Here is a 15,769-nt window from a genome sequence, read left to right on the forward strand (position 1 = left end):
GCCAGACACACCTATGATGTGGACTTCGGCTGTGGGGACGATGCAGGCGCCGCAGGCAAGTGCACGAACCGATAAACCAGCAAGGCAGCACCCCCATAGGCCAGCGCGATCGCACCAAAGGCTGCGGGAAGACGGCCGCTCCACTGGGGCAGGACATGCAGAATGGTGCCGACGACCGCCACGCCCACGAGTGCGCCGATCTGCCTGTTCGCATTGAGTGCGGCGGCGGCGCTGTTGGCGTAGCTTTTGCCCGATAGTTGCATGACGGTCGTCGTCATCGCCGGTATCGCCACGCCGGCCGCGAAGTTCATGAGGCCGGCCACCAGCACCAGCATGAGGTAGGGCGAAGACTCTCTGAAATTCAGCATAACCAGCCCTGCCAACGCCGCAACGGTCAGTCCGCACACCATCGTCGCACGCGTACCCCGTCGGGAAGACAGCCGACCCGACAGGAGGTTGCCCACCGTGATCGCCGCCATCATCGGCAGCAACTGCACGCCCGCCTCGAATGCGTCGGAGGCGCGGGCCTGCTGGAGGTAGAGCCCTATGAGGAAAAACTGGCCGAACGCGGCGAAATTGATCAGAAAGCCGGTCAGGTTGACGGCGACGAAGCCTCCGATTTCGAACAGCGCGTGCGGCACCAATGGATGCGCACCCGAGCGCTCGCGCCAGACCAAGGCCGTGACGCTGGCAATTCCAATGAGCAACGCCGAGACAACCGCAGCCGAGAACCAGCCGCGGGCCGGTCCCTCGATGAGGAAGAACGTCAACGCGCTCAGCATGAGCACGCCAAGCGCGTGACTGGTAAGCGATAGCGCGCGCGGCTGCTTGGGCGGTGGGGCAAGCAGCGCCTGCGCGAGCATGATGCCCGCAATGCCGATTGGTACGTTGATCCAGAACACGCTTCGCCACCCGAACTCATGAATCAGGAAGCCGCCGATCAGCGGACCGATCGCGGAGGAGGCGCCGACCAACGCCGACCAGATGCCCAGCATCCTCACGCGGGTGCCGGCATCCTGATAGGCGAACGCCAGCAGGCTCAGAGAACTGGGCATGAACAGCGCTGCACCCGCCCCTTGCAGAAACCGGGCGGCGATCAGGCTGTCACCGTCCCAGGCGATGCCGCACAGGACCGAGGCGCCGATGAAGACGGCGAGACCTGCCTGATAGATCGGCTTTGGACCGAAGCGGTCGGCGAGAGCACCTCCCGCGAGCAGCAGCGCCGCGAAGGTCAATGTGTAGCCGTCGACGACCCACACCAAGCCGGTCAGGGGAACCGACAGGCTGGCGGAGATGTCTGGCAATGCGACATTGACCGCTGTGAGATCGATCATCGCCATGACGAAACCGATCGCCAGTGCCATCAGCACCAGCAGATTGCCTCGGACCGGGGCCTTCATGGCGTCCTTCGAGCTCCCGCGACATGGCGGTTCGCGGGCGCCTTGAGTTCGGGGATGCCGCCAGAGGCAATCCAGCCGGAGGCGTAGCTGACGAGACGTTGCATGATGACGCTTTCGATGGCATTGAGTGACATCACTATAGCGCAGTGATGTCACTCTGTGTCAACACCGACGGAGAAATCTTATGAGCCGCTGGAAGCCCAATGCCGAGGGCCGCTTTCGTGCCGCTGCGATGGAATTGTTCATCGAGCGCAGCTACGAGCAGACGACTGTCGCGGACATCGCGGAGCGTGCGGGGCTCACCCCCCGGACATTCTTTCGTCACTTCGCGGACAAGCGTGAGGTGCTCTTCAACGGGTCCGCTCGTCTCCAGGAGGCGATGCTCAACGCGGTCAGGATCGCCCCGGCGCACGCGGTGGCCATCGATGCGATAGTTGCGGCATTGGAAGCGATGGTCGCCTTCTTCGGCGACGACCGCGCGTCGGCGCGCCTGCGGCGCTCAATCGTCGCCTCCACCCCGGAACTGCGCGAGCGCGAGCTGATAAAGCTCGCGACCCTATCCGCTACGCTCGCCGAGGCATTGCACGCGCGTGGGATCAACGAACCGGATGCCAGTCTTGCGGCCGAGGCTGCCATCGCCGTGTTCCGCGTCGCCTTCGCGCAGTGGCTTGACGAATCCGAGATGCGGAGCTTGGACGAGATCGTCAGCGCGTCGTTGGACCGGCTAAGGGCTATCGTTGGCAACAACCGTTGGGACACCCATAGACGCATAAAACCTGACGATAAATGATAGTGTTGCGATCAATTGTCACGATGAGCACTCATAAGTTCAGCCTCGTCCTTCTTGGGTGCACATTGTGACCGGCGGGGGTGTCCGAAACGTTTGACTGGATTTGCCAGTCTGCAAAGCAGGCACGACCTGAAAGGCAGTTGCGAGCTGTGATTTCCATATCTGTCACGCAATCCCTTCTCGGGATCTGGATGAGCTCAGCCTTGCTCATCACCGCGCAGATTTACGCCTAGTGGCGCGGCTCGCCTTTGTCCACCCATTCGGGAGGTGCTCCCAGTGCGCCAGCGACAAAGTTTGCGACACCCGCCTTTCCAAACTTCTCGCAGGCGGCGTATTTTGGGTTACCGCCGAGAGAGGATTTCAATTTCTGAGTGGTCGGGAGCGATATCCCGGCACTGTACGGATTCTTTCCGGTGACGAGGAATTTGCTGAAGTCGTTGCCATACATGCTCGCAAGATCATATGCATCACCTGCCGCCGAAACTCGTGCTTTACCAGTCAGAACGTCAGTCCCACGCGCCCACAGCAAGGCGGCCTTCTGCTGACCTTCCCGGTTCAGTGCTTCGGCCTCGATGGAAAGGGTTCCCATCCCGATGGGGATGCGCGGCACCGGCACAGGTGCGCCGAAGCTCAGAAACGTCGGTACCGCCGATGCCACCTTCGATGCCGCTGCTATCTTGGCATTTGTAACTGTTACATGTGTGATCGTAGTGTGGATCGTCAGATCGGCGGACTGCTCCGGCGCGACAATCTGAAACCGGTCACTCAGGCCAATGCAAACCGATCGGTCGACGGCGTTGGCGATGACACGCCGCTGTTGTTCACTCAGTTTTTCACCGGACGCCGTGGCAGAAAAGGTGGTGGGGACGATTACAACCGTCCGGGCCGCCATCACGTCGGCCCTCTCCATGCGCTGCTTGGATTTCGCGACGACGCCATTTTCCGGCGTCATGCCCTGATAAGCCGTTAATGTGCCGCCTGTTTCCAACTTCGCCGATACACAACCCGAGAGGCCTACCGCCAACGCTATGCATTGCAGCGCCTGGGTGCCATTAGGAACGATGAACATTTGTGGCATAGGCGCTCCTAGGTTGGCCTCGACGCTGAGAACCTGATGATCCGAAAGTTTCGATGATAAACGTGGCACTTGCCACGTCTCCGAATTTAAGTAAACTATACGGGATAGTTTTATTTAGGGCATCGCGGGTTGTCAACCGACGCTCCAGTAGGCAGTTCAACTGATGGGCAAAAATGAAAAGCGGATTATCTCAGGGCAAGGCGGACGCCCCACCCGCGTGGTTTCAGAGCAGATCGCGCGGCGCATCCTCGATGCCGCTGGTCTTTTGTTGCTTCGGGACGGTTACGAGGTGACGAGTATGGATGCGGTCGCCATGCAAGCCGGCGTCTCAAAGCGAACCCTCTATACTCGGTTCCCCGCCAAATCGCAGCTCTTTGAGGCGGTTGTAAGCGATGTGCTCGACCACAAACTCCAGCTACTGGAGGCAAACCAGGAGGTGCACGGTGATCTCTATGATCAGTTGCTCACCTTCGCTGACCAACTGCATCGGATAGTGCTAGCTCCCGAAATTATCGGTCTTGAACGCGTCGTCATTTCGGAAGCAAAACAGTTCCCCGAGCTTGCTGACCGCGTGCTACGTCGCCTTGGAGAGATAGCAGTTCGACGTCTCTACGAGCTGATCTACCCATTCCTACCCAGTGACGGACGCGGCGAGCGGCTTATGTACAAGGATGCCGAGATTTTCCTTGTCATGGTCGTTCTCCCTCCGCTTAGAAACGCTCTCTTGGGACGATCCGAGGCAGGATTAGGTGGCGTGAACCGTGATTTCATCGAGCGAGCGATTGACCTGTTCGTGAGAGGCGTTCAATCGGATTACTCGCTATCACCTTCTACCAAGAAGGAGCGCGTTGGGTCTCATAGCCGAAGCGAGAATGAAGAGTGACTGGGCTCGCCAAGCCGCACCCGTTCTCCCGTTCGCGCCCTTGGTGAAGCATATTCGCCATCGGCCATAGGGTTGTTCGCCTCCAGTTCGAACTCGAAAGGACTCATTTTCAAGGCACATATCGGAACGTGAGCGCCGCTTGCCAGTGCCGCGGCGGACTGCCACTGCTTGCGACGGCGGCGTGAATTTTCCTATCGCTCACACGCAATCTCGCTCATACTTTGGCTCTGGGTTGAAATTTCCCCGAGCTACGACCGACATCTGATCGAGCCCAATTGACACTCTTATTGCAATGAAACCCTTCATGCGTCCCTCCGGCGCTTCAACTGCCCCGTATTACTAAGCGAGGTTGAAGAACGATGTTGCATGGTGCCTGAACGCGGCCCTTTACCTGATCGAGTGCCAGTTGCATGGCTGTCGCACCCACCGTCTCACTTAGGAGATCGACGGAAGTGAGGGTAACATCTCCTCTCCATGCGAAGGCATTGTAGTCGCAACCGACAACTGCAACGTCCTCCGGCACTTTCAGGCCGATCTCCTTCAGCCCGAAGATGACGCCCATTCCAATTATATCGGTTGCGGCAATCACCCCGTCGATGAGACCATCGCGCGCTAAGCTGGCGATCTCCCTGCCTTGCGCGGTTGCAGCTTCTCTTGAGAGGCCCTGTACGGTAGAAACGCTCATCCCGGCGAAGCCGACCGCTTCAGTCACTCCCCTGCAGCGGTCCCGGATGACCACACGGTCGCCATCCGGCCCCACAAAATGCAGGCGCGATTTTCCACTTTCAAGAAGATATGTTGCTGCCAGGCGGCCGGTAGCGATATTGTCGATGCGTACGCTTGAACAGTTCAGGGGTTCGCCATCATAATCGATCAGGATTAGTCGCGTACCACGGCCGATGGCCCGACTGATAGAGGCATCGGAATTGGGCATCGGTACGAGAATGACGGCTGCGACGCCCTCGCCGTGCAGGTAGCGCAGGTGGTCATCCTGTAAGGCGATATCATGGTTGCTACAGGTAATGACCACGTGCATTCCAGCCTCTATGGCCTTGTCTTGCGCGCTGACAATTATCTCTGATGAATAGGAATGGTCGAACCCGGAGACAATGATACCGATATTGTTGGCATGTCCGGCGGCTAGCGTTCTTGCCAGTCCGTTGCGGACAAACTTCAATTGGTGAATCGCAGCATTTACCGCCGCAACGGTATCGGGATGAACGCGATCAGGATGATTGAGAACGTTCGATACTGTGGCACGCGACACCCCTGCAACTCGCGCGACCATAGCCATATTGGCAGTTGGTACCCGTTCACCGCTCATCGATCTCCTCTCTGACACAATCGTCCCTGCCGAAGCCCACGACAGATCTAGTCGACTTGCATGTCAAATACAGAAAATGGTTAAATCCACAAAGTAGGCGAGCCATGGGTATCTCTCAATTCACGAGCAGAGCTCCTGAATTTCCTCAAGCATCCGCCGCAATGCAGTTTCCTCCGCGGTGGGAATAGACAGGCCGACACAACGGGACAAATCGGCAAGCGGCAGATCAAGATAAGGCCACGCGGAACGCGCAAGTACTTTGGCGCTCCAGTCGGGGCGGAACCGGCCGACCGCATTGCCAACTCGCCTCCACACATCCTCACGGTCGATTGCCTGCCGCGTCGTGACAGGCAAGGTTCCACCGGCTTCCTCAACGGGTGGCGCCATAATGCGCGAAAAGCTATGCCTGCCTGCAGATAAGTTAATCGTTTCGCCCGGCAGACATATGTCGGCGGTGGCACCATCGGGGACCCCGACGCTAACATCAAGACGATTGTCGTGATATTTCCATCGCGTAACGATTGAACCGGCAGGACTCTCGAACCTTGCTTCCGCAAAGCTTAGCCCGCTCCAAAGGGCAGGCGTAACCGAAAAGCTGTACCAGCCTGGGGATTCCATCCGTAATCCGGCGAGATAGCGATGCATCCAGTCGGCGACGGCGCCGAACGCATAGTGATTGAAACTGGTCATCTCCCCCGGATTGACGCTGCCATCAGGGAGCATGCTATCCCACCGCTCCCACATGGTCGTCGCACCCATCGTAACGGGAAAAAGCCATGAAGGGCATTCGGTCTGGTTTAGAAGCCGCATGGCAACATTCTGATGGCCCGTGACCGCCAATGCGTCGAGAATGACGGGTGTGCCGAGGAAACCCGTACCGATCGTGAAAGCCGCTCTTCTGACCAGGTCTGCGAGGCGATTGCCCGCGGTTTGCAACTGGTGTTCGCGTAAAAGCCCATAGGAGATCGCTATGGCGTATGACGCCTGGCTTTCCGATGTAAGGCGACCGTCGGGCGTGACGAAAGTCGCCTGGAAGCGTTCAAACACATCATTGCCCAACCTGGCAAGCCGGCCGGCCTCGTCACGCAGCGTCAACACGGCAGCAACATCTGCGGCGATGCTGATCGACCTGTAGAGGCAGGCGGTGGCGACTAGATCGCGGTCGGTCATTGCAGCTGCGGGATCGTCCGGCGGAGCCGTCGGATCGAGCCAGTCTCCATACTGATGCCCACCGCTCCAGATCAGCTTTGGCCCGGCGGCTTTCAATGCCCGGTCTATCCAGCGTTTCATGCTGTTAAACTGGCGAAGCAGAATGTCAGGTCGCCCGGAATGCCGGTAAAGAACCCACGGAACGATGGTCGCCGCATCTCCCCATCCTGCTGTCGCAACGGACGTGCGCCGGTAGATATCCGGGATGACGACCGGTACGGAGCCATCAGGCAACTGGCTTGCCATCAGGTCGCAAAGCCATGAATCGAGCAGCTCCGTGCAATCGAACAGAAAAGATGCCGTGGGCGCAAAAACCTGGATATCGGCCGTCCAGCCAAGCCGTTCATCACGCTGCGGGCAATCGGTCGGTATGCCCAGAAAATTACCCCGCATGCTCCACACCACGTTCTCATGAAGCCTGTTGAGCATCGGGTCGGAACATGAAAACCACCCGGTCCGGCGCATCGCCGAGCCGACGACAATTGCCTGAACCTCTTCCAGCTCGTCCTCTTGCAATCCCTCCACGCCGATGTATCGAAATCCATGAAATGTAAAAGCAGGTTCGAGTGTCGTGTTTTCTGGGCCGGACAAGTAGTAGCTATCCGTGGCCTTTGCCGCCCTGAGAGGCCGCGTGGAAAGGGCCCCATGTTCGAGCACTTCGGCATGCCGGACGGTGATATTCCGGTCGCGGCTAGGGTTTCTGATTTGCAGCTTGACCCACCCGACAATGTTTTGGCCAAAATCAATGATGATCGAACCATCCTGCTGCCGGATGATCTCAACCGGAGCCAGCGTCTCAGTAACCGCAATACCCGCAAAGGACTGCATTTTGAGAATGGTCCTGTCTATGTCGATGGTGTCCGTGCCGAGCAGACGTTCATGTCGCCTATAGTCGATCACGCAGCCATCGTAGAGATCATCGGCTGCAATCGCGGTACTTGATGCCTGCCACGTGTCATCGCTGCCGATTGCGATGGTTTGCCCGTCTGCGAATGTGACCTCCAGGGCGGCAAGGAGACCGAGACGCGGCCCGTAAAGATCACGGCGCGCTGGTCGGCCCAGTTGCCCCCGGTACCAGCCATTACCAAGCAAAACGTCGATATAGTTGCGCCCCTGCTTCAGCAATGACGCGACGTCATATTGCGAATATAGCAGCCGATAACGATAGTCAGTCCATCCCGGCGCGATCACATCCTCGCTGACAGGTGTGCCATTGATGTTTGCCCTGAAAAGGCCAAGCGCTGTAATCGACAGAACTGCCGACCGGACTTCCCTGTCGAGCGTGAATTCTTTGCGAAACCGCGGGGCGCCTGACGAAAGATCGTGCTCCAGACGGGGAGATATGACGTGACAGCCGTCGAAGGGATCTGGTTTTGCAGCCGTCGCGGTATCTGCTTGACGACAGGCATCATGCTTGTCGGCTACCGCGGCCTGTCCGTTGCTGGGATCAGGATTGCCCGCGAAAATTGGCATGTCATGATCGCTTGTATTCTTCATTCCGGTCGCATTCCCTCGCCGCCTGGGTGACTAAACGGCTTTCCAGAGAGTGAGGTGCACGGACGTTGCAACGTCCGTGCACCTCATATCGCTATCTGCCAATCCGCAAATTCTGCTCATGCCGGCTGTTGCTTACCCATCGGCGTCAGCGAAGCGGTGATGCCCGCATTGGCACGAATGAGCAGAGAACCGATGACGGCGGACACGATTGCGAGGCCCACGAGCATCCAGAAAAGACCCGAAGGACTCCATGCAATGATGGCCGGTGTCACAAGCGCAAAGCCAGCAAACACGAAGCGGGCGATTGCATAGGTGATGCCCTGTGCCGTTGCCCGCGCGTTGACAGGAAAAATCTCCTGGGTCCAGACCTTGTAGATTGCCTCTCCGGCAAACGGGTTGCTCAGGTTATACATGATCAGCACGATGAGCATGATCCACAGGATCTTTCCTCCCGAGAGTGCCGCGACAGAAAGACCGAGGACCAGTAAAATAGCCCCAAAATAGAATAACCGGTTGCGCCATTTGGTATCCGCAGCTCTGGTAAAGAGGGAAGCACAAGCAAGGCCGACCAACGTCGCGCAGAATGAAAAGCCGGTCGCGGTGGCTTGGCTGGCATCTCCTACGGTTACAAGGAAGTACGTCTTGAACTGCCCAAAAGTGTTGGCCACAAGCCCATAGAAAATATAGAACGCCGCTGTCATGACAATTCCGTTGAGATATTTCCGGGTCGTCAGAATCGTCTTCAAAGGAACGGCAATATCGGTGTCGTCCGCACTGTTCCGGTCTTTGGCCTCTTCCTCCATCTCACGGAATGACCGGCTGAAAATACGGATCAGCAGAGTTGGCACTGCCACGACGATCAGATGCAGAAACAGGATTTTCACGCCCAACATGCCGAGATGCGCTACCATAAAGCCGATCAACGTCGCGACGACGATGCCGATCGTCCACATGACCTGCGTGAACGCGACCATTCGGCCCTGACCGCCTTTCGGGGCACGTTCGGAAATGACAGCAATCGATGTCGGCAAGTCTGCGCCTGCCGCCAGACCGGTGATAATGACGCCGGCAATCAGCATGTTCTGGCTTGAGGCCATCAAGATCGTCGCGACACCGATGACATAAAGTGCAAGATCGGTGTTGAAAACCGGCCTACGCCCGAGAACGTCAGCTATACGTCCACCGACAAGCGCTCCGATAGCGATACTGAAGGTGAGGGACGCGCTCAGGAAGCCGACCGCCCAAGGATCCATACCGAACGCCTTCTGCCAGATGGCAAGGCTGATACCGACCGAAATGATGGCGGCGGAGTCTAGATATGATGCCATTCCACCAGCGATCGCCAATTTCCAGTAGCGTCCATCAAGCTTTGTCGAAATTGCATTTGCTGACATGTGCCGTACCTCCTCTTACGAATTTCTTCCGCCTACTCCCTTAGGCTCCCCACCTTCATGGCTAAATTGACGCGCGTCAATCGTTATTTTCTCCAGATTGACGCGCGTCAATTCACAAAATCTGGGTTGCGAGGGTGTTTTGATGGGCCAAGTTGCGGCCGCAAAACAGGCGGTAGCGCCGGTCGTCGCGTCGATGCTTGCGCCCATCGCCGCTAGTATCCGAAGAGTGGTTAGGGAACGCCGCCGACTGGCGAAGGTTCGTCAGTCGGCTGGCTCGCTGGGAGTGCAGTCTTTAACGGATGAGCGCGAATCGCCGAAAGGCGATCGACCGTGTTCCTGCAGATGGTTGCGATCTTGATGTCAAGAATAGCATGTTGAAATGATAGCTGCCGGAGCTGAAGGCAATCGATGACAAAGTGCCGATCCGGGCAGCCGTTGGCGTCAGAAGGAACGTGATCTTGGCAAAGCCTGACTACGGCTACGCGACAATCCATAAAATTCAGGGGACGATTATCGAACGCCTTCGCGCCGCGCTCACCTCGAGCGTCTCACGTTCATCAATGCGCTACCGTTTTCGGAATGACAACGTCTGACCCGACCACTTCTGCGAAGTCAATTCCCATGTCCTGCATCATTTTGGCGGCCGTGGCGCGTCCCGCGCCCGTCAACCCGGAGCCGGGATGCATGAACGGACCGACCAGATAGAATCCTTCGATCCCCGGCACCGTGTATTGGGCCAGATCAGGTGTCGGCCGATGACCGTTCATCTGATAGAAGAACGGTGCGGCGCCGTGGATATCGCCGCGCACAAAGCTCGGGGACGACCGTTCGAGATCAAGCGGCGAGTAGTCGAGGCTGGCAATGATGTTGTCACGGTCGAGGTTCAACAGCCATTTCTGGGAATCGTTGAGGGCCTTCTTGGGCCAGACGTCCCGCAGGTCATCCCAGTTGTCCTTGCCCGCGTGACGAATATCGTAGGGCGCGAACGTCATCATCGAGAAGATCGCACCGCCGGCAGGCGCGCGGCTCGGATCATGGTCGCTGTGCTGCGTCAGGCTGTAATGCGGGATCGGATCAGGGAGACGATCGTATCGATATTCGTCAAAGGCCCTTTGAAGCGTTTCCAGGCTGGACGGAAGCAGTTCGATGATCAACCCCCGGCCCTCGTCACCACTGTCGCCGCGAATCTTGATGGGCTCCCGGAGCGCGAAGTGCGAGTACATCGCGGAATAGGTCGCCATCTGCACCCGTTCAGCCCGGTGCAGCACGCCTTCATCGATGTCGCCGAAGTAGCGGCGCAAATGGTGCGGGTGAATCGCCCCGATAACGCCGTCATTCGCCCCATAGGTTTCACCGCTATCCGTCTCGACGCCGGTCACACGATCGCCTGAACGGACGAGCCGGGTGACGGTCTTGCCGGTGAGCACGACGCCGCCGTGATGCTCGACACATTTGACCAGAGCCTCCGTCAACTTGCCCGAACCGCCCTTGGGTAGGGCGAGGCCGGTGACGTGCGCGGCGCCCAACATCGCCAGGGCGCCGATGCCGGTGCCTTTTTCGTAAGGCGCCTGCAGATTCTCGGACATCAGTTTCACGAAATGCATCCGCACCTTCTCGTGCGTGAACCATTCGCTGACGATGTCGAGGCCGCTCTTGAGCATCATCATCAGCAGTTCATTTCCGTCCGGGCTCTGGCTCAAACCGGCCACCACACCGGCCATCGGGGCCGCGGGCATGAACATGCCTTCGCCAAGCATCGGGAACAGCTTGAACGCCATCTCCGAGAACCGGCGATAGGATTCCGCGTCGGTCTTGGAAAACTGGGCGATCGACTCGACCGACTTGTCGACGCTGCGGTACGACGTGAGCACCGAACCGTCGTCGAAGTACGAGGAGAAGACAGCCTCGGGGAAGATATATTCGAGACCGAACTGGGAGAGCAGGCCAAGCTCATCGTTCTTGATCATCGGGTTCGACAGGATCACCTGATGGATTGTCGAGTGTTCGTCGTAGCGATATCCCGGTGCGAGTTCTTTCGTGACGCAACCGCCTCCGGGGTGGTCATTGCGCTCCAGGACCAGCACACTTTTCCCGGCCTTCGCCAAATAGGCGGCGGCGATCAGGCCATGATGACCAGCCCCGACTGCAATGACATCATAATTTTGCGACACGAAACGTTCTCCGGAATTGCGGGCGGTCAAAGCCCCGTTTTGGCTCGACGATGATTTCCCGCGCAGCCATGCTGCGCGACGAGTTTGCTATCCGACCCGATATTGCCCGCCATCGGCGACGAGGGCCTGGCCGGTCATGAAGGCGGCATCATCCGTGGTGAGGAAGAGAACCGGCCCGACGATGTCCTCGGGCTCGGCAAAGCGCTGGATCGCCTGCGCCTGCCAGACGGCGCGTCGTTGCTCTTCGCCCTGCGCTTCGGTGGCGACCGTGTGGGTCAGCCCGGGCAGCACCGCGTTGCAAGTGATGCCGTCATCGGCGACATCGTTCGCCAGGCCGCGCATGAAGCCGATGATGCCCATCTTGGAGGCGATGTAGTGGCTCATGCCTTTGACCGGCAGGCCGATCGAATTGGACGAGATGCCGACGAAGCGGCCCCATTTCCGGCGCCGCATCGCGGGAACGAATTGCTTGGCGGACAGAAACTGCGCGTCGAGATTGACCGACATCGTTTTCTTCCACGTGTCGAAATCAAGGTCGTCGATCGGGTGATTGGGATAGTAGGCCGCGTTGTTGACCACGATGTCGACGTCACCGAACGCGGCCTCGGCCGCCCGCGCGATAGCAGCCCAGCCAGCAGGATCGGAGACGTCGGCGTCGACGCCGACGGCGGAAGCACCGATGGCGCTTACCGTATCGGAAGGTTGCTGGAGATCGGCACAGACGACGCTCGCACCGCGCCGTGCCAATTCGAGCGCGATGGCTGCGCCGATCCCGCGACCGGAACCTGTTACGACAGCTACGCGGCCCTGATGAGTCAACAATTCGGTCATCCCGGCTCCTAGGCGTTAAACATCAATGTGCTCATGCCACGGATGCATAGACAGGAGTAGCCGGTATTCCTTGATGGGAGCTATCGGCTTAGCCGATATTGGGCGTCGGCTGAACGCTGACAATGTTTATTAACGCGAGGCGAGAGAGATCGGATGCCCTGATCCGTTTGGGCAGTTATTGCGGAAATTCAGCTCGCGCGGCTGGGAAGCCTGGCCGCGTTCTCGCGCTAGATTGCCCGGGCCGACGTGCCTCGGCCGTCGAGTGCCTCCGGCGCCTTGCAGCACCTCCTGATGCCGAGGTCAGGCGCCATCGGAAAATCTGTTCCGAAGATGTTATCGGCGACTTTTGCAAGGGCGGCAAGCGTGGCGGGGCCGACCGCTACGCTGATGGGGCGGCACCCGCGGAAGTTAGATCCTCCTCGATCCTAGCCCTGAACGCTGAAATTTAGCTGGGCCGCAGTCAAAGGGCGATAAAATCAAGTACGTGAAAAGGGTAAGGATTTGCCATGCCTGATAACGTCAGCGTCTTGGCTGCCGCCCGCGCCGGGTCGTCCTGGTGGCCTCATTAAAACTTATAGTCCGCGACTGCCGACAGATACTGGACGTTGCGTCCGGGCGTTGCGCTATGGGTCAGGAAGGGGCCAGCGGCGAAATATGCATAGGCGAGCGAAAGGTCGAGATGACGCGCGGCATGCCATCTGAGCGACGCTGACGGCTGGCTCCCAATGTATCGCTCCCGACTTTCGTGGCCCGTTCGGAGCAAATTGACTCCCAACCCATAGACGCCATCGTCGATGGCTGTTCCTCCAGAACCAGTCATAGTCAATTCCGACTTGAACGGACGGCGTCAGGTGTGCCTGCAGCGCGGTGCCAAGTCGCAGCATATTGGATGGACCGTTTAAGCCGATGGCAGCTTGACCAAAGTAGATGCCACTCGGAAAGAGCGGGCTGAAAGTTGCAAAGTGCCGCTTCCGGGCCCGCCATCACCGCTTGTTGCGCCCGCCTTGACGCTCAACCGCGGTGAGAAGCGCGCAGACTCGAAGTTGTACCCCGTGTCCGTGCCCACCGCATAGGCGCTCAAGGGCACCCCCGCAAAGCTGCCAACCTGATATGTCGCCTCCCAGTCGTAGTCCCAATTTCCCTTGCCTCCGAAAACCCGTGCGCCGATGGTGTGCCGTAGCTCGCGACCGGTGCCGCGATCGAAGGTCGCCCCGCGATTATCGATTCCCAGATAGTAGAGGTCGAGGCCGCCATCGATCGAAGGTATCGTCGTCGTCGAATAGATCCCCCAAAACGTCGTGCGAGTGTCGGTCGAATCGTCAAACACTTGGCGGCGGTTCAGCACCGGCTGCGTGACGAAAGCCGTAGTGTGCCAAGGGCCATCGTCGAGGATCGCCGAGATGCCATCGAACGCAAGCCGGACATTCGGCCCCTCGCGCACATCCACAAATCTTCCAGAACCGAACTGGAACTGCTGCCGGCCGAGGCGGAACGCAACGTCCGCATGGGAGAGCACGGGGACTTTGATTTCGGCGAACGCCTCTTCCACCCACAACCTGTCCTCATCCGTCGGACGCGGACCGCCATTGCGGCCGCTTTCGATTGCGCTTGAGACCTAGCCGAACAGACGGATCCCGTTGCCAACATGCCAGTCTGCGTAACTCGAAAGGCGCTGAAGCAGATAGCCATCGGAATCCTGCGGCCCGGCTCCCCAATTGGCATTGTGCAGTCCCTCGTACCATTCACGCGCCTCGCCACCGAAGGTCAGGTACTGATCTCCCTCGGCGTCCAAGGGGATGAACTTGATGTCGTCCAACGGGTCGCGTCTGCAGGCGGCATCTGCAAGGTAGCTGTAGTCTTCATCCTGACGCAGCAATGCATAGTGCGGAGGTGCAGGACATGGCGTTTCGGCCAATGCAGGGATCGAGACCGTGCTCAGGATGAACACCCACAGCGACAAGCGCATGTACCCCCTTCATTCTCTTTCAGGAGACAGATCGCGTGAGTGAAGCATCGAGCCCGAAACACCTCTCGCCCACGCGCCAGGATCGTTGAGCTGAAGCGACGCCATTCACTCACTCGTCACTCGCCCGAGCAGTAGGGCAACAGTCTGGCGATAGATTGCCAGGCGCGACAAACCATCAACGTCCAGCGCTTCCGGTGCCGCGCTGAACGTCCTGATGCCGAAGTTCCGCCGTGAGGACCAAAGGAGGTTCGTGGCGTCCCCCGCTTCGTACGACTGCGGTGAGCAGTGCTCATTGCGCTCGAGGCAGTCTCACCCCCCAAAAACGGGGGTCGGACCCGAAGCCTGCTGCGTCGGTAAACGGGTGCGCAGCTCCGCGATGCGCCCTTCGCCTTCGGCCAGCGCCGCGCGATTGGTGTGCACCGAATAATTGCCCGTCACCAGATCGAACGGATGCGCGATCGCGGAAGCGATGACGAACGTCGCCCCGTCCGACGATGCCTGCAGCGCCACGCCGCCGGCGCCCTCAAAGATCGCCATCTCGCCACGCCGCACGCTATTGTCGCCTTCGAGCGCGCCCTGGCTGACGGCCAGCCAGGCCACATCCTGCTCGGCCGGCGGCGCGTAGGTCCAGCCCTGCCCTGGCGTCAAGGTCACCATCAGATAGGTGATCCCCGCAGGCGACCGTACGGGGCTGGCCTTGCCCTCATATTCGCCGAGGATTACGGTCGCCGGCCCTGTCACCGGCATCGCCGACGCTTCCAGATACTGGCTGTCGACCGGGCCATTCTCCAGCTCAGGCGGCAACGCCAGCCAGAGCTGGAAGCCCGTCACGTGCGAGGCCTCTCCAATCGACATTTCCTTGCCGTGCCAGACGCCGCCGCCCGCGCGCATCCACTCGACCCCGCCATAGCCGAGCGTTCCCGACCCTGAGACAGGATCGTCGAACCGGAAATCGCCCTCGGTTAACACGGTGACGGTCGCGATCCCCGAATGCGGATGCACTGGCATCTGTCCGGCGAAGGCGGCAGGCGCCGAAAATAGGTCGAGGAAAACGAATGGCTTCACGAGCTGCCCAAGATTGCCCGGACTCATCAGACGCGTGATCGGGCCATGTTCTTGCCCGGAGGTCTTATGCCGGATGCGGCGTGATCCCGGAAGCGTGATCTGTGTGCTCATGGTGCATGTCCTTGGTAAAAAACCGCCTCCCGGTCCCCAATGGAGCCGGA

The 15,769-nt window shown here is 59.2% G+C and carries 12 protein-coding genes; 2 read left to right on the forward strand and 10 right to left on the reverse strand.

Annotated features, from left to right (window positions below):
• Positions 1-11 precede the first annotated feature (11 nt).
• Positions 12-1,400: an MFS transporter gene (locus JTP94_RS29070; protein ID WP_204853895.1), complete on the reverse strand. Its 1,389-nt coding sequence runs from the start codon at positions 1,398-1,400 to the stop codon at positions 12-14.
• A gap of 184 nt (positions 1,401-1,584) precedes the next feature.
• Here JTP94_RS29070 and JTP94_RS29075 point away from each other — a divergent pair, with 184 nt between their 5' ends.
• Positions 1,585-2,190, forward strand: coding sequence for a TetR/AcrR family transcriptional regulator (locus JTP94_RS29075; protein WP_204853896.1), 606 nt, complete (start codon positions 1,585-1,587; stop codon positions 2,188-2,190).
• 229 nt (positions 2,191-2,419) lie between these two features.
• Here the strand turns inward: JTP94_RS29075 and JTP94_RS29080 are convergent, their stop codons facing one another.
• Positions 2,420-3,268: a DUF3313 family protein gene (locus tag JTP94_RS29080; RefSeq protein WP_204853897.1), complete on the reverse strand. Its 849-nt coding sequence runs from the start codon at positions 3,266-3,268 to the stop codon at positions 2,420-2,422.
• Between the two features lie 163 nt (positions 3,269-3,431).
• Between JTP94_RS29080 and JTP94_RS29085 the strand changes: the two genes are divergently transcribed.
• Positions 3,432-4,151: a TetR/AcrR family transcriptional regulator gene (locus JTP94_RS29085; protein ID WP_204853898.1), complete on the forward strand. Its 720-nt coding sequence runs from the start codon at positions 3,432-3,434 to the stop codon at positions 4,149-4,151.
• Positions 4,152-4,473: 322 nt separating this feature from the next.
• On the opposite strand, the gene JTP94_RS29090 is transcribed toward JTP94_RS29085, so the two are convergent.
• The 8 genes from JTP94_RS29090 to JTP94_RS29125 all read right to left on the reverse strand — a co-directional run bounded on the left by JTP94_RS29090 (position 4,474) and on the right by JTP94_RS29125 (position 15,719).
• Positions 4,474-5,475, reverse strand: coding sequence for a LacI family DNA-binding transcriptional regulator (locus tag JTP94_RS29090; RefSeq protein ID WP_204853899.1), 1,002 nt, complete (start codon positions 5,473-5,475; stop codon positions 4,474-4,476).
• A 120-nt stretch (positions 5,476-5,595) separates the two neighbouring features.
• A complete protein-coding gene (locus JTP94_RS29095) occupies positions 5,596-8,181 on the reverse strand; it encodes an alpha-L-rhamnosidase (RefSeq protein ID WP_204853900.1) in 2,586 nt (861 codons plus the stop codon).
• A 116-nt stretch (positions 8,182-8,297) separates the two neighbouring features.
• On the reverse strand, positions 8,298-9,575 hold the full coding sequence (locus tag JTP94_RS29100; RefSeq protein ID WP_204853901.1) for an MFS transporter: 1,278 nt from the start codon (positions 9,573-9,575) through the stop codon (positions 8,298-8,300).
• 557 nt (positions 9,576-10,132) lie between these two features.
• Positions 10,133-11,746, reverse strand: a complete 1,614-nt coding sequence (locus JTP94_RS29105) for an NAD(P)/FAD-dependent oxidoreductase (RefSeq protein ID WP_204853902.1) — start codon at positions 11,744-11,746, stop codon at positions 10,133-10,135.
• An 87-nt stretch (positions 11,747-11,833) separates the two neighbouring features.
• Positions 11,834-12,577, reverse strand: a complete 744-nt coding sequence (locus JTP94_RS29110; RefSeq protein ID WP_204853903.1) for an SDR family NAD(P)-dependent oxidoreductase — start codon at positions 12,575-12,577, stop codon at positions 11,834-11,836.
• Between the two features lie 898 nt (positions 12,578-13,475).
• Entirely contained in the window at positions 13,476-14,180 is a 705-nt protein-coding gene (locus JTP94_RS29115; RefSeq protein WP_204853937.1) for an alginate export family protein, read from the reverse strand.
• A 12-nt stretch (positions 14,181-14,192) separates the two neighbouring features.
• On the reverse strand, positions 14,193-14,543 hold the full coding sequence (locus JTP94_RS29120) for a hypothetical protein (RefSeq protein WP_204853904.1): 351 nt from the start codon (positions 14,541-14,543) through the stop codon (positions 14,193-14,195).
• 309 nt (positions 14,544-14,852) lie between these two features.
• Entirely contained in the window at positions 14,853-15,719 is an 867-nt protein-coding gene (locus JTP94_RS29125) for a pirin family protein (protein WP_204853905.1), read from the reverse strand.
• Between the last annotated feature and the right edge of the window lie 50 nt (positions 15,720-15,769).

This window comes from Martinezella lusitana, assembly GCF_016901135.1.
GTDB classification, from domain to species: domain Bacteria; phylum Pseudomonadota; class Alphaproteobacteria; order Rhizobiales; family Rhizobiaceae; genus Rhizobium; species Rhizobium lusitanum_D.